Source organism: Candidatus Blochmannia sayi (nom. nud.) (assembly GCF_059935855.1).
The window spans coordinates 614,759-638,854 of sequence record NZ_CP011796.1; the positions used below are offsets into that span (position 1 = coordinate 614,759).

A 24,096-nucleotide genomic window follows, 5' to 3' on the forward strand; every position below is an offset into this window, starting at 1 on the left:
AATAACCATATAGTTACCAAACGGTTATTCACAGTAAAAAAACAACTGTAGTCTTTTATAGATTGAAACAATCTCTAAACTATTAAAAGTTAAAATACCTATTTAAATACATTTAATTCCATTACATAACATGAACTCAATTCATTTATAATACTAACAACGATACAATTAAAAATTTCACCCAATTATTTAAAGATATTTACTCATAACTAATGTAGCATTCGTTCCTCCAAACCCAAAACTATTAGTCATAACTGTTGTCAATTTACAATATATAGATTTATTCATAACGAGTCTCATATTTTTTATATATGGATCTAAACTATCAACATTGATACTTGGAGCAATAAAATTATGTTCTAACATTAACAAAGTAAAAATTACTTCATGTACTCCAGCAGCACCTAATGAATGACCAGTCATTGATTTAGTAGAAGAAAAAGCAGGATGTTGATCACCAAAAGTCTCACGAATAGCCCAAAGTTCCTTAATATCACCTATTTGAGTCGATGTACCATGTACATTAAGATAATCTATTGGACTATTGACATTTCTTAATGCCATTTTCATACATCGGATTGCTCCCTCTCCAGAAGGGGCAACCATATCAAACCCGTCAGATGTAGCCCCATACCCAACAACTTCTGCATAAATATGAGCTCCACGACCTAAAGCATGGGTCAATTCTTCTATTACAACTATCCCACCTCCTCCTGCAATTACAAATCCATCACGATTAATGTCATAAGGACGAGATGCTTTTTCTGGCGTCATATTATACTTCGTAGACAACGCACCCATTGCGTCAAACTCACAAGCCATTTCCCAGCATAATTCTTCTCCTCCTCCAGCAAAAATAATAGATTGTTTTCCTGATTGAATTAATTCGACCGCATTTCCAATACAATGTGCAGATGTAGCACAAGCAGAACTAATAGAATAGCTAACTCCACGAATTTTAAAAGAAGTAGCTAAACACGCTGATACACCAGAAGCCATAGATTTAGTCACCATATAAGGTCCCACTCCTCTCAAACCACGCAATCTCATCCCATTAGATCCAGATACTTGATTGCGTGGAGAACCCCCTCCAGAACCAACAATTAGTCCTGTCTGATCACTGGTAATCATATCCGTAGATAATCCAGAATCTATTATTGCTTGTTTCATAGATAAATAAGTATAAACAGACGCATCGCTCATAAATCGAGCAATTTTACGATCAATTAATCCTGCCGTGTTGAGTTTAACGTTACCCCAAATATGACTACGCATTCCAGATTCTTCTAATTCTTGAGAAAAAGTCACTCCAGATCTACCATTTTTTAAAGCAAACAAAACTTCATTTTGATCATTTCCAATGCTTGATATAATCCCTAAACCAGTAATAACAACACGTTTCATTTTTTTAATATACCTCATCATCATTATGATAATATTCTATGTGGTATCAAAGTAGCGCTACATCTTAAATACATTCACTCACAATATTAATTACGCGAAAAATTATTAATAAAGGAAACAACTTAATAATACAAAACCAATTACGCACTTACGTAAATAATCCATAGAAACATGTTATTAAACTCAAATATTACTACTCTTCAAATAAAAATACACATATGATATATGATCACTAAATCATAAGTAACACTTTATATTATCAAGAAATCAATACCAATATCAGCTGAATATATTATTACAATGTAATAATATAATACTTACTGGATACATCATTAATTTTATATCCAAATACAATATTTAAAAAATAATAAAATTATTGCATAATGTAATATATAAACTGAATAAAAAATCGTAATACATTTAAAAAATACAAGCAAGAGAATTGTAATTTCTAATAAAAAACAAAATTTGTTCTAACATTAATACTCATTATCACGCTTAAATATACTAAATACGCTCATATAACACAATTTCAAACAATTTCATATATGAAACATATTTCCTAATAATTCCTATTTAATTAAAAACAAATACATAAACTTATTATCATTTAAAAAAAATTATTGTGCATAAATTTTTATAAAATAACATATATAAAACATATCAATATCATTTATATATATCATTTGACAATAAAATTAATTACATTACATACATAGTATGTCAATTTTTATCAAAAATAATCTGTCTAAATATATATTTATGACATAACATAAAAACATCGCCCATTTAAATATTTTCTCTTCACACTACATTATACCATCAAAATAATAACACTCAAAAACACTATATATTACAGATAATATCACGGAAATTACAACCTATGAAAAATACACCAAAGGAAAAATTAACAGAAATACATACTATATTAGATATATTACGTTGGAGTAGCAGTCAATTTAACGCTAGCTCAATTTTTTATGGACACGGTACTAATAATTTTTGGGATGAAACATTACATTTAATATTACCTAGTTTACATTTACCTATAAATATCCCAACAGAAATATATCAAGCCCGTCTCACCTACAAAGAACGCAAAAATATAATAAAATTAATTCGTCGTCGCATTTATGAACGTATACCTACGCCTTATTTAACTAATAAAGCATGGTTTTGTGGTCTAGAATTTTATGTAGATAAACGAGTATTTATTCCTCGTTCACCAATTGGAGAACTAATTACATCATATTTTCACAATATATTACCTTATTCACCATCTCGTATTCTTGATTTAGGCACCGGCAGTGGATGTATTGCTGTCGCAATCGCTATGATTTATCCAAAATCTGAAATAGATGCAATAGATATCTCCATAGATGCATTAAAAATAGCCGAATACAACATCAAGTCATATAATCTAGAAGATCGTGTCATCCCTATTTATTCAGACTTATTTACCAAGATTCCAAATTTAAAATACGATCTAATTATAAGCAACCCCCCTTATGTAAACAATTCGGATATATATAAATTACCAAAAGAATTCCATTACGAACCTGTGGTATCCTTATCTGCAGGTAACGATGAATTACAAATAATTCACAAAATTCTGATTAATGTTATAGGCTATTTAAATACAAATGGAGTTTTCATATGCGAAGTAGGAGCAACTAAAATGTCATTAATAAAACATTATCCGCACATACCATTCCGTTGGTTACAATTTACTAATGGAGGAGATGGTGTATTTATGTTAACTTATAAACAATTGTTATCTTTTCAAAATAATTATATATCTAATATTTAAGGAAATTACCATGGCTGGCAATAGTATTGGACAATTTTTTAGAGTAACAACTTTTGGAGAATCTCACGGATCTGCGCTAGGTGGAATTATTGATGGAGTACCTCCAGGTCTTTCTTTGACAGAAACAGATCTACAACACGATCTAAATCGTAGACGACCAGGAGCTTCCTCCTATACCAGTCAACGATCAGAATTAGATATAGTAAAAATTTTATCCGGTGTTTTTAATGGAAAAACAACAGGTACTAGCATAGGTTTAATTATAAACAATACCGATCAACGATCCCAAGATTATGAAAATATAAAAAACCTATACCGACCTGGTCATGCTGATTATACTTATGAAAAAAAATATGGTTTTAGAGATCACCGAGGAGGAGGTCGATCTTCAGCGCGTGAAACAGCAATACGTGTCGCAGCAGGAGCCGTCGCAAAAAAATATCTTTTTGAACAAAAAAAAATAAATATTCGTGGATTTTTAGCACAAATGGGTAACATTACCTGTACCTTAAAAGATTGGAAACAAGTAAATAACAACCCATTTTTTTGTCCTGATTCCGAACAATTAACTGCATTAGATAAATTAATAAATAATTTAAAAAAATCTGGAAATTCTATTGGCGCTAAAATAACAATAATAGCAGACAATATACCTACCGGTTTAGGCGAACCCGTATTCGATCGACTTGATGCCGATTTAGCTCATGCGTTAATGAGTATTAACGCAGTAAAAGGCATAGAAATTGGAGACGGATTTTCAGTTATTACTAAACTTGGCAGCGAACATAGAGACGAAATAACATTAAATGGCTTTCAAAGTAATAATTCTGGAGGAATATTAGGAGGTATTAGTAACGGACAACCAATAATTATACATATAGCTGTCAAACCAACCTCAAGTATAGCAATTCCAGGTAAAACCATTACATGTGAAAATAAAGAAACACAAGTCCTTATTAAAGGACGGCATGATCCTTGTATTGGTATTAGAGTAGTTCCTATAGCTGAAGCTATGATTGCTATTGTTTTGATGGACCACCTACTTAGACAACGTGCACAATGTACAAAAATATAAGCAATATCTTTAATATCGCAAATATAAATATATATTTATTATAAATATACACAATAACAATAATAAATTTGTTAATTTCAAATATATATTTGAAATTAACTCTATAACACACGAATATTCTAAAAAAATATAGTTGTTATAATTAAACAAAAACCTATAACAATAAACCTTCGTAGTTAAACGGATATAACAAGCCTCTCCTAAAGGCTAATTACAGGTTCGATTCCTGTCGAAGGTGAAACTATACTTATAGTACTATATAGATAAATATAGTGCTATTTAATTATAAGTGAGCCACATATTTAATATATAAAAAATATGAACTAAAAATCAATTTATTTCAAAATTTTAAATAAAAACATATCACATGTTATATATTGTTACGTTTTAATAATACAAAAAACAATCAAATTATTTTAATAATTTATCACAACAAAAAAAATACCCCAATGAATAAAATTCATCTACTATAAAGATCAACTTTTCTAAATTATATCATATGCAATAATAATAAATATATATTAATGCATAATGCAAATAACATATCCCTATCATTATGATTCCAACAATAAATCAAATCTTTTTATACACAATTTTATATAAATTAACTAAATAATAGTACCAATTAACAAATATATATTAAGCATTACTACTATTAGTGTTATTGACCAACCAATTAATTTAATCCATAAAGAATTTACCAATTCGTTCATTAATTTAACATCCCCAGTAAATACTAATAATGGTACTAATGCAAGCGCAATCCCAAAGCTAAGTAACACTTGACTCATTATCAAAATACGCGTTGAATCAATTCCAAAAGAAATCACTATAAACGAAGGCAACATAGTAATAATACGACGTAACAATAACGGAATATGAAAACTAACAAAACCTTGCATAACCACTTGACCTGCTAAAGTACCTACTATTGTTGATGATAATCCTGCCGCTGTTAAACTTAAACCAAAAATTGTAGCAGCAGTATGACTTAACAAGGGAGATAATGTCAAATAAGCCTCATCTAAATTAGAAATACTAGTATATCCACTGCAATGAAATACCGCTGCTGCAGTAGCCATCATAGATAGATTCACGAATCCAGCAATAGTCATTGCAATAGCAACATCCAATTTTGTAGAAGAATATCGATCCGATCTACTTACTGTAACATTATCATCTTGAGTAAGAGAAGAATGTAAATAAATAACATGAGGCATAATTGTAGCTCCTAATACCCCAGCTGACAGAAATACCGCTTCCCTATTTGGCAGTATTGGAAATAACATACTCATACCTAATACAAGAAATTCAGGTTTTGAATAAAAAAGCTCAATGACATAAGAAATTGCCACAAACAATAATAACCCTCCAACAACAAATTCCAATGGTTTTTTACCATAATTTTGTAAAGTTAAAATTAAAAAAGTTATCAACCCTGTCAAAAAAGCGCCTTGTAATAAAGACATTCCAAATAATATTTGAAATCCAATAGCAGCTCCAATAAATTCTGCTAAATCTGTCGCCATAGCAATAATTTCAGCTTGAATCCAATACATCCATACAACCGATTTAGGAAACCGGTCTCGGATATGTTCTGCTAAATTTTTACCAGTAGCAATACCTAATTTTGCAGATAATAATTGAATTAACATGGCCATTATATTCGCCCATACTACGACCCATAGTAATTGATAACCAAAAGTAGCTCCGGCTTGTATATTAGTTGCAAAATTTCCAGGATCAATATATCCAATAGCCGCTATAAAAGCAGGACCAATCAAAGAAAACTTAACTTTTCTTCTAGCACGACGTTCAACTTCTGCAACTCGCTCATCCAACATACTAATGATCCTCACAAATTGTCTTATTCGATTAACTTTATTTATATACTTAAATAAAGTATAATGGATAATAATAATTGAAATTTTTAAATGTATAATTTCAAAATCAATATTTATATTGTCGCAATATAAACAATTATAGCACAGGCTAACTTATAAAGTATTATTTTTAAATAACCTATTAGAAAATCTTTTTTTAATAATTACAAAACAATAAACAAAGTTTTTTGTTTCACTGAAAAACATCATATAAAAACTAATTTGAATTATTATTCTAATATATGAGATGATAAAGAAACATTTCTACATTATATTAACATAAGGGGAGTTAACAAACTGTGGATCGTATTTTACATTTTATAATAGGATTCGGTGTAATAGTCATTCTAGCACTACTAATCAGTAACAACCCCAAAAATATTCGTATACGTTTTATTTTACAAATATTAATAATAGAAATTCTATTTGGGTATTTCATTCTACATTCTCAATTAGGGTCAGATTCTGTACAAAAATTATGTTCTTTATTTAACGCGCTATCGATGTTTGCGTCAGAAGGCACAGATTTTGTTTTTGGAGGAATGCATGCGCAAGGATTAGCCCATTTTTTCTTAAATATACTTTGTCCAATAATTTTCATTTCCGCTTTAATTGGTATTCTGCAATATACTCGGATATTGACATTCACTATTAAAATAATTGGAACTATTTTATCTAAAATTAATGGCATGGGAAAACTAGAATCTTTCAATGCTATTAGTTCACTAATTTTAGGACAATCCGAAAATTTTATAGTTTATAAAAACGTCATTGGGAACATATCTGAATTACGGATGTATACTATGGCGGCAACTACTATGTCTACCGTATCCCTTTCCATCATTGGCGCATATATGACCATGATAGCTCCAAAATATGTCATAGCCGCATTAATATTAAACATATTTAGTTCTTTTATCATATTATCACTGCTTAATCCTTATGTAGTCAATAAAGAACAAGATTTGCATATAACCAATTTTTTTATTAGTAACCGAAATATTTTTGAAATTATAGGAGAATATATTCTAATTGGATTTAAAATCACTGTTACTGTAACCGCAATGTTAATAGGATTCATTGCACTCATTTCTGCTCTTAATGCAATATTTACAACATTGTTTAATGTATCTTTACAAGAAATTTTAGGTTATATATTTTTACCACTCGCCTGGATCATCGGCATACCACCCAACGAAATATTGCAAGTCAGCAGCATTATGGCTACTAAACTAATTTCTAACGAATTCATTGCTATGATAAATTTACAAAAAATCTCCGGTGTTTTATCATCTCACAGCATGGGAATCGTATCAGTCTTCTTAGTTTCATTTTCCAATTTCTCGTCTATTGGAATTATTATCGGTGCTATTAAAGGACTAAACGAAACACAAGGAAATATAATTTCACATTATGGACTAAAACTAATATATAGCTCTACACTTATTAATATGTTATCTGCTACTATAACCGGTTTAGTTATGCAATAAAACTCTATCTCTTACCGATACATAAAATATTTTTTGTAACCTTTTTATTATTATATTGTCTATCAAAAATCGCGCATTAATACACAACACTTATTTTATCAACAAAAAAATAAATGGAGCTAAGCGGGATCGAACCGCTGACCTTTTGCATGCCATGCAAATACTCTTCCAACTGAGCTATAGCCCCAACAAAAAAAATTATTATCAATCTTATATTACCTTGTCATCCGCATATTATATTACAATAATCACAAATAACCGATATATATATATACGTTTTTTATCAAAAAATTTTTTTTAAATTATTAAAAAACCACTAATATACGTTGAATTAATACTAATAATCACTATCTAATATAACTTTAAAATATAATATATTGCCCGATCAATACGTTTTAATACTTGGTCCTTACCAAGAATATATATGATAGCACTGAGCGTCGGTGTACTATCTGTACCAGTTAACGCTGCACGAAGAGGCATACCTATTTTATCTACACTAATACTTAATTCCTTGATAGAATCTTTAATTACGGATTTAATAATTTCTGGATCCCAATTTACTATGTTATAAAATTTTTTTCTTAAAAATTTCAATGGTTCCATTGCTATAGGTTTTAAATAAACTCTAGATGCCTGATTTTTGAATATATCAAAATCTATATAAAAATAATGGCAGTTATTTGCAATTTCTTTCAACGTACGTGAACGTTTCGCAAACAACTTTATTATACTAGTCAATTTCGGACCATTTTGAATATTAATACCTTGTTCATTCATGTGCCAAGATAAATGCGAGGCTACATAATCTATTGGCAAGTGATTAATGTAATAATGATTTAACCAAAGTAATTTTTCAAAATCAAAAACACTAGGAGATTTACTAACCTTATTAAGATCAAAATATTCTTTCATCTGATCAATACTAAAAATCTCTTGATTTCCATAAGACCATCCCAACTTTATTAAATAATTAAGTACAGCTTCAGGAAGAAATCCATCATTACGATACTGCATAATTCCTAATGTTCCACAGCGTTTTGATAGTTTTTTTTTGTCATTATCTAAAATCATTGACACATGAGCATATATTGGTACTGGAGCTTTTAATGCCTTTAATATATTAATTTGACGCGGAGTATTATTAATATGTTCCTCGCCGCGTATAACATGGGTAATATTCATATCCATATCATCTATCACAACACAAAAATTATACGTTGGAGAACCATCAGCACGACGAATAATTAAATCATCCAATTCTTTATTATCAAACGTAATCATACCTCTAATTTGATCATGAAAAATCACCACTCCTTCTTTAGGATTACAAAAACGAATTACATAAGAATTTTTACAAGACATATCATGTGTAGTTGTATTTTTTATAAAACGACAATAACCGTCATATTTAGGTTTTTTTCCATTTTTTATTTGTTCTGATCGTAAATATTCTAACCTTTCCGATGAGCAATAACATTTATAAGCCATGCCATGTCGAATCATATAATTTATAACATCATTATAACGAGCAAACCTATTAGTTTGAAAAACAGGCCCTTCATCCCAATCTAAATTCAACCATTTCATTCCAGAAATAATAGATTTAACACCATCGTGTATAGAACGTTTCAAATCAGAATCTTCTATTCGTAACAAAAACTTACCGCTTCTCTTCCGAGCAAACAACCAAGAATATAAAGCAGTACGAATATTTCCAACATGCACCAAACCTGTAGGACTAGGTGCGAATCGAGTTTTAATATGCATAAAAATTAAAAACCTAATAATATTTATTATCTATATACACCCATTTAAATTAACATAAAATTTTCGATTTTAATTCTACATTTAATAATATATAATCAAAAATATTTGTTTTTTTACGAAATCCATTGACTCATTTCGATGAATACATATAATTCAATCCAACAGTAAAGGTGATTAGCTCAGATGGGAGAGCATCTCCCTTACAAGGAGAGGGTCGGCGGTTCGAGTCCGCCATCACCTATTTCCATTTTTGTATCCTTGGGTCGTTAGCTCAGATGGCAGAGCAGTTGACTTTTAATCAATTGGTCGCAGGTTCGAATCCTGCACGACCCAAAAAAATTATTCTACATCAAAATAATAGAAAGATACTTAACCCAATCAGAAACGTAACTTTAAGATAATTCAATCCAATCATTTAGTATAAATAACATACATTATTATGCATACATCCACAATGTACCAATGAAACAAATCTTTCATAATATTACTTTCATCTGAATAATACTTCAACATACAAAATCCAAATTACGTATATTAATAAAATTTAATTTATTAAAATATCTGATCTTCAAATAACAGAATCTAACTGAATACCAACAGAAGGTTCAAGTAAATTTTTAACGTTTTTTAAATTATTTGGATCTCTAAAGAAACGATATATATTATCAGCTACAGTAGGTCCTATATATTGTAAATTTGACAATGACTGAAAATCAGCATTAACTAAATTATCGACAGTTTTATATATAACAGCTAAATTATTAGATACCGTCTCGCCTACATTACGAATACCTAATGCATATATAAAACGAGCCAAAGTAGTTTTTTTTGAATTTTCAATGGCTCTTAACAAACGTTCGGCATACTCCACACCAAATCCTTCTAAGTTAATCAATTTATTTTTATTTAAACTAAATAAATCAGATGGAACCAATACTATACCTCGATCAACTAATTGATTAATAATTTTATCTCCCATGCCACAAACATTCATTGCTTTTCTAGATACAAAATGTTTAAGCGCTCCCTTTCGTTGCGCAGGACATTCCAATCCAGCCGTACAACGTAATATTGATTGATTATCCCATGTTGTAACAACAGCTCCACATATCGGACAAAAATGCGGTAATTCTACAGTTCTCATTCGATCAATACGCTCTGACAAAACTACTTCTAAAATTTTAGGAATAACATCACCAGACCTCTGAATAAGCACTGTATCTCCAATCATCAATCCTAATCTTTTCACTTCATTTATATTATGAATATTCACCTTTCTAACTATAACATCAGAGATTACAATTGGTTCCAAATAAGCTATCGGAGTAATAATACCTGTTCGTCCGACTTGAAAAATTACATCATGTACTTTAGTAGACCTTATTTCTGAGGGAAATTTATAAGAAAGCGCCCAATTTGGAGCTTTAGATCCATAACCTAATTTGTTTTGACATTCAACACTATTTACTTTAATAACTATTCCATCGATATTAAATTCTAAATCAGATCGTATCATCTTAATATAAGAATAATATTCCGATATTTTACTCACCCCAGTAATTAAACGAGTATGCTTACTAATTGGCAAACCCCAATTATTTTTACATAACTGTAATCGATCCCAATGACTATCTGGTAATTCTTTTTCTCCAAGATAATCACTAATACCATAACAATAAAAACTTAATGGACGTGTAGCCGTAATAGCGGAATTTAACTGCCTCAATGAACCAGAAGCGGCATTTCTTGAATTAGAAAAAGGCTTATTACCTTGTTGTATTATTACCTTATTTAGTTGTAAAAAACATAATTTAGATATAAATACCTCCCCTCTAACTTCTAATAAACGTGGTAATACATCATATTTATTATTATTGTTTGTCCTTAAACACACAGGTACCGAGTGAATAGTACGTACATTTTCAGTAACATCTTCACCAATTTTACCATCACCCCGAGTTGCTGCATGAATTAACTTTCCTTTTTTATACAATAAACTAACCGCTACCCCATCTATTTTCAACTCACAACAATATGACACAATACTATCATTATTAAGTTTAATTTTTACTCGTTTATCAAATGATAACAATTGCGATTCTTTAATAATACTATTTAACGATAACATTGGTATGTTATGATATATTTTTTTAAAACTGTCCTGAAATACACCCCCTATACGTTGAGTAGGAGAATTTTTTGTAATTAAACATGGATAATTTTGTTCTAACCGACACAATTCTGCTAATACTGCATCATATCTTGCATCAGATATTTTAGATTCATTTTTTACATAATATAAATATTCCCAATGACGTAATTTTTTTTTTAAATTTTGTATTTTTTTTTTAACAAGTTTCATAGTACGAATATCTCAGCTACATGGGTTATAATAATTATTCTAATATGTAAAAATAGATTTTCATTGAAAAAATAACTAATAGTTCATGGAATCAATATTGTAACAATGCGATTGTTCAATATAAATAACATTTAATATAAATTAAATTTTATAAATTATCTATATCTATTGAATGACATAAACGTTATTGTATGTTAAATATCAATCTACATAAGTAATATATAATAATGTATGTTATTTTGATGTTAATATCGTTTATACTTTTGTTCAATTTGAATTTTTTTTGAAAAAAGATATTTTGTCTAACAATAAATAACATGTCATGTAATATTGTATAACATCTAAGGAATCTTAAATATGCATAAAATTTACCAAGATAATTCTTACACTATTGGTCATACCCCATTAGTTCGTCTTAACAATATTGGTAATGGTCGTATAGCGGTCAAAATAGAATCCAGAAATCCCAGTTTTAGTGTTAAATGTCGAATTGGTGCTAATATGATTTGGGATGCAGAAAAAAGAAAACTATTACAACCAAATACGAGACTTATAGAAGCAACAAGCGGTAACACTGGAATTGCTTTAGCTTATGTAGCAGCTGCTCGTAACTATAAACTAACTTTAACCATGCCAGAAACTATGAGCATTGAACGCCGTAAATTAATTAAAGCTTTAGGAGCTGAAATTATATTAACAGAAGGAAATCATGGCATGAAAGGAGCTATCGCCAAATCAGAAGAAATTGTTGCTTCGAATCCTAAACGTTACTTGTTATTACAACAATTTAGTAATCCTGCAAACCCAGAAATTCATGAAAAAACTACAGGTCCTGAAATTTGGAATGACTCTAATGGTCAAATAGATATATTTGTAGCTGGAGTTGGAACTGGAGGAACAATTACTGGAGTTGGAAGATTTCTTAAACATACAAAAAAAAATAAAAAAATTATTATCGTAGCGGTTGAACCAGAAGATTCTCCAATAATTAGCCAAACATTATCTGGTCAGGACATAAAACCAGCGCCACATAAAATACAAGGTATTGGTGCCGGATTTATACCAAAAAATCTCGATTTAACCCTAATTGATCACGTAAAAACAGTAAGTATAGACGAATCTATCAGTTACGCTAAATATTTAATGGCAAAAGAAGGAATTTTAGCTGGAATTTCATCAGGAGCTGCATTAGCGGCTGCTATACAATTGCAAAAAAATAAAAACTATGTTGATAAAAATATAGTAGTTATACTTCCATCATCTGGTGAGAGATATTTAAGTACCATGTTATTTTAAAAACATAATAACAATAAATTTTTATTTTCTATAAATATAAAACAACATAATAAACACTCATCTGGAGTGTTTTTCCGTATTTATCTTTTAACGTAAAGAGAGCGCTACATGCTTTTTATTCATTGAAGAATTTATAAAAACATTGAATTAATTACATTATGTAAATAGAATATTATATTAATCTAATATCTTAAAAGATTCCAAAGAACTAATATAAATATCTTTAGTTCATATTCTGTTTTAAATATAAAATACATAAAAGATAAACAGAAAATAATAAATTATTTTGATATAACAGTTTTTATTCACCTTTGTTCATCAACAAAGTATTTAACTTAATAAACTAAATGAAATATTATTTTCATCGCATTGTTTAATCAAATGGAGATAAAAATGTATCAAAAAGAAATCGTAATTACTGCTTCCAATGGCTTGCATACTCGTCCAGCCACTCAATTTGTAAAAAAAGCAAAAAATTTCAATTCTGAAATTACAGTTATATCTAATGGCAAAAAAGCAAGTGCTAAAAGTTTATTTAAATTACAAACACTAGGTTTAAGTAAAGGTTCTATGATTATCATTACTGCTGACGGTACAGACGAAGAACAAGCGGTACAACATTTAATCAAATTCATTACTGAACTTAAATAAATATACAATATAATAAAATATAAAATATATAAACTATATATAACCATAAATGAAGGTATAATTATGATTTCAGGAATTTCAGTATCACCTGGCATCGCCTTCGGAAAAGCGTTGCTATTGCAAGAAAAAAAAATTATTATCAATTCAGAAAAAATAGCCATTGACTCCATTGAACAAGAAATTAATCGATTTTTTTCTGGACGCGCTGAAACTTCTAAACAATTAAAAGAAATTAAAAACAAAGTAAAAAAACAATTAGATGCAAAAAAAGAAGCGATATTCGAAGGTCATATTATCCTGCTAGAAGATGAAGAGCTCGAACAAGATATCATCACTCTTATCAAAGAAGAGCTATACAGTGCTGATGCTGCTGTACATTCCGTAATTGAAACACAAGCACAAGCTTTAGAAAACCTAGAAGATGAATACTTAAAAGAACGTGCCACCGATGTACGAGACATCGGAAATCGATTACTAAAAAATATTCTCAGGATACCAATCATCGACCTAAATGCTATTACTGAAGAAGTAATCATTATCGCAGCAGATCTTAGCCCATCAGAAACTGCTCAATTAAATTTAAAAAAAGTGTTAGGATTTATTACTGACGCTGGCGGCAAAACCTCGCACACCTCTATTATGGCTCGTTCTTTAGAACTGCCAGCTATTGTAGGTGTTGGCAATATTACAAAACAAGTTTCTAATGGAGATTTTATAATACTTGACGCTTTAAACAATAACATATATATCAATCCAACTCCAAATATCATTAAAAATATCCACACTTTGAAAAAAAAATACATTTTTGAAAAACATAAACTAACCAAATTAAAAAATCTTCCAGCCATTACACTGGATGGGCATCAAGTAAGAATATGCGCTAATGTTGGCGCAATACATGATGATATAATCAAAGCCAAAAAAAACGGGGCCGAAGGCATAGGATTATACAGAACTGAATTTTTATTTATGAATCGTAACACATTACCTACAGAAGAAGAACAATTTCAAGTTTATAAAAATGCAGCAGAATCGATGCTTAATGAAGCTATTGTTATACGCATTATGGATATCGGAGGTGACAAAAAATTACCTTATATGCACCTTCCAAATGAAGAAAATCCATTTCTTGGATGGCGTGCAATTCGCATCTTATTAGATAGAAAAGATATATTGCACACACAATTACGCGCGATATTGCGAGCTTCCTTTTTTGGAAAATTGCGCATAATGTATCCTATGATTATCTCGGTAGAAGAAATAAATACTTTAAATATAGAATTAAAATTTTTAAAAAATCAACTTCGTCAAGAAGGAAAAAAATTTGATGAAAACATCGAAATAGGCGTTATGATCGAAACTCCAGCTTCTGCAATCATTGCTCATCATTTAATCAAAAAAGTAGACTTTTTCAGTATTGGAACTAATGATTTAACACAATACACTCTTGCAGTAGATCGTGGCAACGAATTAATATCTCACTTATACAATCCTATATCTCCACCTATTTTAATATTAATCAAACAAGTAATTGAAGCCGCGCATGCCGCAGGAAAACGAGCTGCTATGTGCGGAGAAATGGCAGGAGATGAACGTACTACCTTATTATTATTAGGAATGGGTTTAGACGAATTTAGCATGAGTTCTATATCTATTCCACGAATCAAAAAAATAATTCGCGACACATACTATCATGATGCAAAAAAACTTGCAAAAAATGCATTAAATCACTCAACCACAGAATCATTAATGCATTTGCTTAAACATGGAACAAAATAAAACATTTATGTTATATAATACATAAAAATTATTTCTATTCGATTTTCATTAAAAAATCAACATACTATTACATAATTCTTCATAAAAACATTATACAACATATAACGATCACTAATTCATCTAATTTTATTATAAAAATAAATACACGAACTATAATCTAATATACATTTGCGTATAAACAGTTACGATAGATATTATACAAATAAAGAATCGTTCTATACAATGGATTATTATATAATGCTTGTCTTTTAAGAACTTTTTGCAATAATATTGCATAAAACATCTGCACAAATACATTTATAAACTATAAAATTAACAAATACAAATCTAAACATTGTTTGTATTACTACAATAATTATTAACGTTCGATATACACACTACTGATCAGTCTAACATCCTCTCATCAAATTTATCAAACAACACGACAAACAAGATTTTATATAAATGAACATTATACATGTAATACTAGTGTATTATGGATACTATAAACATAGGCAAGATAAATAGCATGCATATAATAAATAACAATAACATTACTTATAATGCTATTTCTCCTGAATATAGCCGTGCATTGCATCCGCTTAAATAACAGTATGCACCACATTGTGGCGCTCCAAACACATCCTTAATTCCCAAAATTATAGTCAGTAAATCCTGGTGCCATCCCAAAGGTTCTACACTCAACTGCCAATAATAACCATGTAAACTAATACTCACAATCCTAGCCGGCAACGGGTAAAATACACTCGATTCTTTACTAATACCTATTTCCCATGGACGAAAAAAAAGTTCTACTTTTCCCTGTAAAGTAGGAATATACGGCAAAGACCAATGGTATGATCCAATAAATAATTCTGATCCATATACTGTTCCTTGTAAACAATTCACCTCACTCAAAAACTCTAAAACAAAACGAGAAGCTGGAGCACACCAAATATCCTTAGGCGTACCTATCTGTTCGATGATACCTCGATTCATGATCACTATTCTATTGGCAACTTCCATAGCTTCTTCTTGATCATGCGTAACAAAAACACTAGTAAATTTGAATTCTTTATGTAATTTACGCAGCCAACGACGTAATTCCTTTCTCACTTTCGTATCTAACGCACCAAATGGTTCATCCAATAATAAAATCTCTGGTTCAATGGCTAAAGAACGAGCCAAAGCTACACGTTGCTTCTGTCCTCCGGAAAGTTGATCAGGATATCTATTAGATAAATGTTCTAACTGCACCATATTTAACAATTGCATAACTTTCTTATTAATTACATCAGAACCTGGACGTTTATTTCGCGGCAACATCCTCATACCAAAAGAAATATTATCTGATACTGTCATATGACGAAACAAAGCATAACTTTGGAAAACAAAACCAACATGACGATCCCGAGCGCTAAGTTTACTGACATCTTTTCCTCTAAAACGTAAAAAACCGCTGTCCTGACGTTCTAATCCAGCTATAATTCGTAATAACGTAGTTTTACCAGAACCGGATGGTCCTAATAAAGCTACTATTTCTCCAGATGCAACATGCAAAGAAATATTAATCAACACTTTATCATGATCAAAACACTTAGTTATCTTGTCTATCTCGATACTCATTTATTATCTCTAATCACAAATATTGATTAAATACGTTTTAAACGATCCTGTAAATAGTTCTTAATAAATAACATAATAATTGAAATGGAAGCTAATAATGATGCAGCAATAAATGCACCCACAGTATTATAATCTTGATATAATAATTCTATATATAATGATAAAGTATATGTTTCTCCTCGTATTAATCCAGATACTATAGACACCGCTCCAAATTCACCAATAGCACGAGAATTAGTAATAATTGCGCCGTATAACAAAGCCCAACGAATATTAGGAAAAGTAACATAACGAAACATCATCCAACCAGATGCTCCAAGCAACATAGCTGCCTCATCCTCCTGTCTACCTTTATTCATCATCATCGGAACAAGCTCATGTACTACAAAAGGACACGTAACAAAAATAGTGACTAACACCACTCCTATCCATGTGAATATTATTTGTATATTATGTGTGTCAAGCCAATTTATAATCATATTATTATTGTTCGTGTAAAATAATAAATATAACAACCCAGCAATTACTGGAGACACAGCAATAGGTATATTTAATAAGGCATATAATAATTGTCTTCCATAAAAGTCAAAACGAGTTATTAACCATGCCATTAATGTTCCAAAAAAAATATTAATAGGTACAGCAAACAACGCTGTAATAACTGTTAAACAAATAGCATTTACCATATCTTTATCTGTTAAATTTATTCTGACTATCTCCAGTCCTTCTGAGAAAGCAGATACAAAAATCATAATTAAAGGAATCAATAACAGTATTATCGATATAAATATACTTAAAACAATTAAAACCCACTGATACCATCTCATTCCACTACTACTAAAACTATCATGATTATTCTTATTAAAACAATTGTGAAAAATGTGTACCATTAAGATCTATTAAACCTCCTATATATACGTAACTGAAATGCATTAGTACAAAATAAGAGTAATAAAGAAACAATTAAAATTACGGAAGCAATAGCGCTAGCAGCTGGATAATCAAATTCTTGTAAACGAATAAAAATGATTAAAGATATAACTTCATTCTTCCAAGCAACATTTCCAGCTATAAAAATCACCGCGCCAAACTCACCTAAACTTCGAACAAATGATAATACTGTTCCAGATAACCAAGCTGGAGCTAATTCTGGAAAAATTACACTATAAAATATTTGCCAAGAATCAGCTCCAAGAGTTTTTGCTGCTTCTTCATACTCTACGGTAAACTCTTCTAAAATTGGTTGTATAGTTCGAACTACAAATGGAATACTCGTGAAAATCATTGCAATGGATATTCCTATCCACGTATAAGACACTGTAATGCCTATTCGAGATAACCAATGACCATACCAACCTGACTCCGAAAATAATGTTGCCAAAGTTAATCCCGCCACAGCAGTAGGTAAAGCAAAAGGCAAATCAATTAATGCATCTAACAATTTTTGACCAGGAAACTTATATCGAGTTAATACCCATGATACTAATACACCAAATACAGCATTAAATAATGCTGCTAATCCAGCAGCTAACAAAGTAATTTTATAAGCAACTAACAACGCTGGATCCGTAATTATTTCCCAATACTGTGATAAACTCATTTGAGATAATTGCATGATTAATGCGCTTAAAGGCAATAATAAAATTAAACACACAAATAACACACTACTTCCAAGAGCTACTCCAAATCCAGGTAACGTATGTTTAAATGAAAAAAACAACATCAACGATATCCTACAGATAACAGCTTATCTAATTCACCACCACGTTTAAAATGTATATTCATAATAGAATTCCAACTACCACATGTATCCTCTACTCTAAATAATTGATTTTTAAAGGATTTATTCTGATGCATTTTTGTAGTATCCATTGCATCTACACGATACCCAAATTTAGTAATAATCTTTTGAGCGGCAGGAGTATACAGATAATGTAAATAAGCCTGTGCTACAGCTTCAGTTCCGTTTCGAATAACATTTTTATCTATCCAAGTTACCGGAAACTCTGCTAAAACATTAAATTTCGGTATAATAATTTCATAATCATCGAATCCATATTGACTCTGAACTAATTTTGCTTCTGATTCAAAATTAATTAAAACATCTCCCTGATTACGATCAACAAAAGTAGAAGTAGCAGCGCGCCCACCGGTATCGAATACTACTACATTCTTTAAAAATTTCTGCATCAAAACGCGAGTTTGATCTATATTACCATTGCTATTTTTTAAAAATACATTCCAAGCTGCTAAATAAGTATAACGCCCATTCCCAGAAGTTTTAGGATTAGGAAAAACTATTTTTAATCCTTCGCGAGTTAAATCATACCAATCATAAACTCCTTTAGGATTACCTCGTCTTACTAAAAAAGCCATAGTAGAATAAAATGGGGAACTGTGATTAGGTAAACGATCTTGCCAATTTGAAGGAATTAATTTACCACGATCATGTAAAATTTGTACATCTATAACCTGATTATAAGTAACCACATCTGCACGTAATCCTTGTAATATAGCCATCGCTTGTCTGGTAGAGCCTGCATGAGACTGACGAATAATTAACACATCTTCAGGATATTTATCCTTCCAATATTTAATAAAATCAGCATTAATTTCTAAAAATAATTCTCGAGATATATCATACGAACTATTTAACAAAACAGCTCCATATACTGACACACAAATAATATAATATAACAATAATACTGTTGTTATTTTAATTGCTTTTAAAATAATATTCATACACATCATATGCATCCAAATACAAACAAAATACACCTACTCAAAAATAAATATAAATTATTCCTCTATCTGCATTATGTGATAAATATATAAAACCAATATATTTTATGTACAGACATATATTTATATAAAAATTATCAACCAATTACTTATTACATAAATTAATTTATATCCACTAATTATTAAATTAATAAAAAATTTTACTCTTTATATATTCTCAACAACAAACAAACACAATATTAACTTTTCTATCATTAACCATATTTAAATTAAATACCTCTTATATAATTATCTCTAAAAAGAAACCATATTAAATATTATATATTTTACAGCAATATAAAAATATTAATACGTATAATTATCTTGTCCGATAAAATATAAAAATCACTTTTTATAAATCAATTAAAATAATTATTTATATAATAATGTAATAATTAAAATACAACTATAAATAATATTTATTATAATTAATTATCTATACAAAAAAAATCATCTTTATATATAAATCTATTTATAAAATTAATCAATTTTATAAACACTAACAATATTTATTATGAAAATCATTAACGAATTTATACTACATAATAATTAATATTTAAATAAACAAAAATTTAAAAAATAAAAAAAAAGAATAGTTGCACCATAATGTTCATACAAATAATATTTAAACATTAATTTTTATATCAAAATCACGTATAAAATTTTATTTTCAACATAATCATAAAATCTAAATATTTATTATTTATTATTTATTTATATGCTGCCTATATATTCTTATTATATGTGTTCTAAAATAATCATTCAATTCACTTAATACCATACGTAATATATACTCTGCGATATAATTCTTACAATCATATAAATGACAAATGACACTATAATATTAACATTATTGATAATAACTCCACTATAACAATCACTTTTTAAAATAGTCTCATATTTAAAATATATATGTTAATTAATTTATTAATTAACATATATATCTTATATCAAAAGATATAATTTCAACTTAAAAATATAATAAATATAATTTATTTATAACAAATAATTTTTTATATATATAAATACAACAAAATAATATTAAATATTATGGTATTTACAATGTTTGAAAATTATAAATATTGTAATAACTATTAATATCAATTAACTATAAAATAAATAATTACATAAATTAATATTAAATCAATCAATAAAAAATAAGTTCAAAATTCCTCACAACTTCAATTAATCAATAAAATATTTATTCAATTAAATCCTAAAATTTAATTTCATAATATTACTAATACCAATCCTTTTTTTTATTATTGTCTAATCAATACTTCTTAAATCTTATTAAAAATTATTTGAAAATACTCTGAAATATCGTTCATACAAAAAAACCAAATTGATGTATATATTCATATATATTTAACATAAAAACAATAAGTTAAAAATATGTATCATTGAATCTTTATTAAAAAAATAATAAAACAAATCTTTATTAACTAGAGAAATACCTTCTATTGTACTGTTCAATGAATATATAACTATAAAAACAATTAAAAATTAATCAAAAATATTAATCATTACACAACATACAAATATCTCACATCTTTTCGCTAAAATTACTAATATTTATAAAAATATTAAACTAAAGAAGTTAAAAATATAATATTAAAACAATCTAACACTTCCAAACTATTTTGATATATTATAGTATTGATATGTATGTAATTTTTATATTCATAAAATCGTATTTATAACCCAGTATAATCTGTTATCATACAAACATAAATTAACGATAAAATAATTAATACATACAAAAATAATTAAAAAATTATTATACCCGACTTTAATTTAATATTTGCTGTTTCTTACACTTTATTACTAAAAAATTATTTTATAATATATTATGACTTATTAAATGTTATTTACTTATTTCTATAAAATATTTAAACAAACGTATTCTTTTGTTTAAACTATATTTTTTTCAACACATAATAAGCATAAAATAACCACATAAAAAACTAACAAGCAATATTTAAAGAATCATTTATAAATCAATAACCATCTAAATGATCTTTTTATGAAAAATCTAATATTAGGAAAATACCTTATATGTTATCAGAAAAAATATTAGCCAACGCCATACGTATACTAAGTATAGATGCCATACAAAAAGCTAATTCAGGACATCCCGGCTGCCCTATGGGTATGGCTGACATTGCCGAAGTATTATGGAGAGATTATATCAATCATAACCCATGTAATCCAAATTGGATTAATAGAGATCGCTTCATTTTATCCAACGGACACGGATCCATGTTATTATATAGCATTTTACATTTAACTGGATACAACATATCTATAACAGATATAAAAAATTTCAGACAATTAAATTCTAAAACTCCTGGACATCCAGAATATAAACATACTGACGGAATTGAAGTAACAACAGGCCCGCTGGGCCAAGGTCTTGCTAACGCCGTAGGACTAGCAATTGCTGAAAAAACACTAGCAGCCCAATTTAACCGCGCACAATTTAATATTATTGATCATTATACCTATGTATTTTTAGGAGACGGATGCATGATGGAAGGAATTTCTCATGAAGTGTGCGCACTAGCCGGAACCATGCAACTAAATAAATTAATTATATTCTATGATAACAACGGCATTTCCATAGACGGAAACGTAACAGAATGGTTTACAGATGATACTGCTATGCGTTTCGAATCGTACGGATGGCATGTAATACATAATATAGATGGACATAATAGAAATTCTATTAAATCTGCAATCGACCAAGCCAAAACTGTATTGAATAAACCATCACTACTAATATGTAACACAATTATTGCTTTCGGAGCACCAAATAAAAGCGGAACACACAGTGCCCATGGAGCCCCATTGGGAGAAAAAGAAATATCTGAAACTCGAAAAGCACTTCATTGGAATGAACCTCCATTTGTCATACCACAAGAAATATATAAACTATGGAACGCTAAAACATTAGGTCAAAAAAAAGAAAACATTTGGCAACAATTATTCTGCGAGTACAAACTTGCCTATCCTAATTTAGCAAATGAATTGATCAGACGAATACAAAGAAAATTACCTAATGATTGGCAACAACACACACAAAAATTCGTTAAAAATTTACAAATGAATCCACAAAATATTGCTACGCGTCAAGCTTCTCAAATTACGATTGAATCTTTTTCTAAAAAATTACCAGAACTCATTGGAGGATCAGCAGACCTAACACCAAGCAATTTAACAACCTGGTCTAAATCTTCTTCTATTATGAAAAACCCTGCTGGAAATTATATTCATTACGGTGTACGTGAATTTGGAATGACTGCAATTGCTAATGGAATTGCCAATTATGGAGGATTTTTACCTTATACTGCTACATTTTTAACGTTTGTTGAATATGCACGTAATGCCGTTCGCATGGCAGCCTTAATGAATAGTCATCACATCATGATTTATACTCACGATTCTATTGGATTAGGAGAAGATGGTCCTACTCATCAACCTATAGAACAATTGGCTAATTTACGTATGACTCCAAATTTAATAGTATGGCGGCCTTGTGATCAAGTAGAAACCGCAATTGCTTGGAAAGCAGCAATTGAACACTGTGGGTCAACTGCACTTATTTTATCTAGACAAAATCTCATACAACAAAAACGTACATTAACACAAATCACCAATATTAATCGAGGAGGATATATACTTAAAGATTGCAACAATACTCCTGAACTAATTATCATTGCTACTGGCTCAGAAGTAACATTGGCGATAAATGCATATTATCATTTAACCAATGAAGGTTATAAAATCAGAGTTATTTCTTTACCTTCCACTGAAATATTTGATAAACAAGATCAATCATACCGTGAACATGTACTACCACAAAAAATAACTAATAGAATAGCAATTGAAGCTAGTAGTGCTGATTATTGGTATAAATATGTAGGATTATATGGGAAAATAATCGGTATGCATACATTTGGAAAATCAGCTCCATCAAATCAATTATTTAAGTTTTTTAACTTCACTACAGATTATGTAATTAAACAATCATATGAATTATTAAATAAATACTAAATACATAAATTATTAAAAATATTTTTCAAAAAAATGAACTTTATATCTAATATATAACTATATAGTTATATATACTTTATCAAAATTTTTATCTGTTTCAATATTATAATACCTATATATTATTATCACATTTA

15 protein-coding genes and 4 tRNA genes are annotated in these 24,096 nt (G+C 29.0%); 10 read left to right on the forward strand and 9 right to left on the reverse strand.

Going from position 1 to position 24,096, the window contains the following annotated elements:
* Nucleotides 1–189 precede the first annotated feature (189 nt).
* The gene (gene fabB, locus Bsayi582_RS02560) at nt 190–1,404 is read right to left on the reverse strand and encodes a beta-ketoacyl-ACP synthase I (RefSeq protein WP_500815661.1); all 1,215 of its coding nucleotides are present in this window, start codon (nt 1,402–1,404) and stop codon (nt 190–192) included.
* A gap of 883 nt (nt 1,405–2,287) precedes the next feature.
* Here fabB and prmB point away from each other — a divergent pair.
* From prmB to Bsayi582_RS02575, 3 genes are all read left to right on the forward strand, one after another.
* Nucleotides 2,288–3,214 (forward strand): 50S ribosomal protein L3 N(5)-glutamine methyltransferase, encoded by a 927-nt coding sequence (prmB, locus tag Bsayi582_RS02565; RefSeq protein WP_500815662.1) that lies wholly within the window; start codon nt 2,288–2,290, stop codon nt 3,212–3,214.
* Nucleotides 3,215–3,224: 10 nt separating this feature from the next.
* Nucleotides 3,225–4,289, forward strand: coding sequence for a chorismate synthase (gene aroC, locus Bsayi582_RS02570; RefSeq protein WP_500815663.1), 1,065 nt, complete (start codon nt 3,225–3,227; stop codon nt 4,287–4,289).
* A gap of 166 nt (nt 4,290–4,455) precedes the next feature.
* A tRNA-Arg gene (locus Bsayi582_RS02575) sits at nt 4,456–4,527 on the forward strand.
* A gap of 370 nt (nt 4,528–4,897) precedes the next feature.
* On the opposite strand, the gene Bsayi582_RS02580 is transcribed toward Bsayi582_RS02575, so the two are convergent.
* Nucleotides 4,898–6,133 carry an Nramp family divalent metal transporter gene (locus tag Bsayi582_RS02580; protein ID WP_500815664.1) on the reverse strand — a complete coding sequence of 412 codons (1,236 nt, stop codon included), beginning with the start codon at nt 6,131–6,133 and terminating at the stop codon, nt 4,898–4,900.
* A 338-nt stretch (nt 6,134–6,471) separates the two neighbouring features.
* On the opposite strand from Bsayi582_RS02580, the gene Bsayi582_RS02585 reads away from it, so the two are divergent.
* Entirely contained in the window at nt 6,472–7,662 is a 1,191-nt protein-coding gene (locus Bsayi582_RS02585; RefSeq protein WP_500815665.1) for a NupC/NupG family nucleoside CNT transporter, read from the forward strand.
* 114 nt (nt 7,663–7,776) lie between these two features.
* Here Bsayi582_RS02585 and Bsayi582_RS02590 read toward each other — a convergent pair.
* Nucleotides 7,777–7,849, reverse strand: a tRNA-Ala gene (locus Bsayi582_RS02590).
* Between the two features lie 164 nt (nt 7,850–8,013).
* Nucleotides 8,014–9,432: a glutamate--tRNA ligase gene (gene gltX, locus Bsayi582_RS02595; protein WP_500815666.1), complete on the reverse strand. Its 1,419-nt coding sequence runs from the start codon at nt 9,430–9,432 to the stop codon at nt 8,014–8,016.
* Between the two features lie 168 nt (nt 9,433–9,600).
* Between gltX and Bsayi582_RS02600 the strand changes: the two genes are divergently transcribed.
* Together Bsayi582_RS02600 and Bsayi582_RS02605 are read left to right on the forward strand one after the other, a co-directional pair.
* Nucleotides 9,601–9,673, forward strand: a tRNA-Val gene (locus Bsayi582_RS02600).
* Nucleotides 9,674–9,692: 19 nt separating this feature from the next.
* A tRNA-Lys gene (locus Bsayi582_RS02605) sits at nt 9,693–9,765 on the forward strand.
* Nucleotides 9,766–10,000: 235 nt separating this feature from the next.
* Here Bsayi582_RS02605 and ligA read toward each other — a convergent pair.
* On the reverse strand, nt 10,001–11,794 hold the full coding sequence (gene ligA / locus Bsayi582_RS02610; protein ID WP_500815667.1) for an NAD-dependent DNA ligase LigA: 1,794 nt from the start codon (nt 11,792–11,794) through the stop codon (nt 10,001–10,003).
* Nucleotides 11,795–12,151: 357 nt separating this feature from the next.
* Between ligA and cysK the strand changes: the two genes are divergently transcribed.
* From cysK to ptsI, 3 genes are all read left to right on the forward strand, one after another.
* Nucleotides 12,152–13,090, forward strand: coding sequence for a cysteine synthase A (gene cysK, locus Bsayi582_RS02615; RefSeq protein WP_500815668.1), 939 nt, complete (start codon nt 12,152–12,154; stop codon nt 13,088–13,090).
* A gap of 393 nt (nt 13,091–13,483) precedes the next feature.
* Nucleotides 13,484–13,741, forward strand: coding sequence for an HPr family phosphocarrier protein (locus Bsayi582_RS02620; protein ID WP_500815669.1), 258 nt, complete (start codon nt 13,484–13,486; stop codon nt 13,739–13,741).
* Nucleotides 13,742–13,804: 63 nt separating this feature from the next.
* Nucleotides 13,805–15,520 (forward strand): phosphoenolpyruvate-protein phosphotransferase PtsI, encoded by a 1,716-nt coding sequence (ptsI, locus tag Bsayi582_RS02625; RefSeq protein ID WP_500815670.1) that lies wholly within the window; start codon nt 13,805–13,807, stop codon nt 15,518–15,520.
* 537 nt (nt 15,521–16,057) lie between these two features.
* Here ptsI and cysA read toward each other — a convergent pair.
* The 4 genes from cysA to cysP all read right to left on the reverse strand — a co-directional run bounded on the left by cysA (nt 16,058) and on the right by cysP (nt 19,873).
* Nucleotides 16,058–17,125: a sulfate/thiosulfate ABC transporter ATP-binding protein CysA gene (gene cysA, locus Bsayi582_RS02630; RefSeq protein ID WP_500815671.1), complete on the reverse strand. Its 1,068-nt coding sequence runs from the start codon at nt 17,123–17,125 to the stop codon at nt 16,058–16,060.
* 26 nt (nt 17,126–17,151) lie between these two features.
* Nucleotides 17,152–17,952 (reverse strand): sulfate ABC transporter permease, encoded by an 801-nt coding sequence (locus Bsayi582_RS02635; RefSeq protein ID WP_500816107.1) that lies wholly within the window; start codon nt 17,950–17,952, stop codon nt 17,152–17,154.
* 62 nt (nt 17,953–18,014) lie between these two features.
* Nucleotides 18,015–18,848, reverse strand: a complete 834-nt coding sequence (gene cysT / locus Bsayi582_RS02640) for a sulfate/thiosulfate ABC transporter permease CysT (RefSeq protein WP_500815672.1) — start codon at nt 18,846–18,848, stop codon at nt 18,015–18,017.
* Nucleotides 18,848–19,873, reverse strand: coding sequence for a thiosulfate ABC transporter substrate-binding protein CysP (gene cysP, locus Bsayi582_RS02645; RefSeq protein ID WP_500815673.1), 1,026 nt, complete (start codon nt 19,871–19,873; stop codon nt 18,848–18,850). The genes cysT and cysP overlap by 1 nt, the downstream gene beginning before the upstream one ends.
* Nucleotides 19,874–21,964: 2,091 nt before the next feature.
* Here cysP and tkt point away from each other — a divergent pair.
* Complete coding sequence (gene tkt, locus Bsayi582_RS02650) at nt 21,965–23,962, forward strand: transketolase (RefSeq protein ID WP_500815674.1); 1,998 nt, start codon at nt 21,965–21,967, stop codon at nt 23,960–23,962.
* The last annotated feature ends 134 nt before the right edge of the window (nt 23,963–24,096 follow it).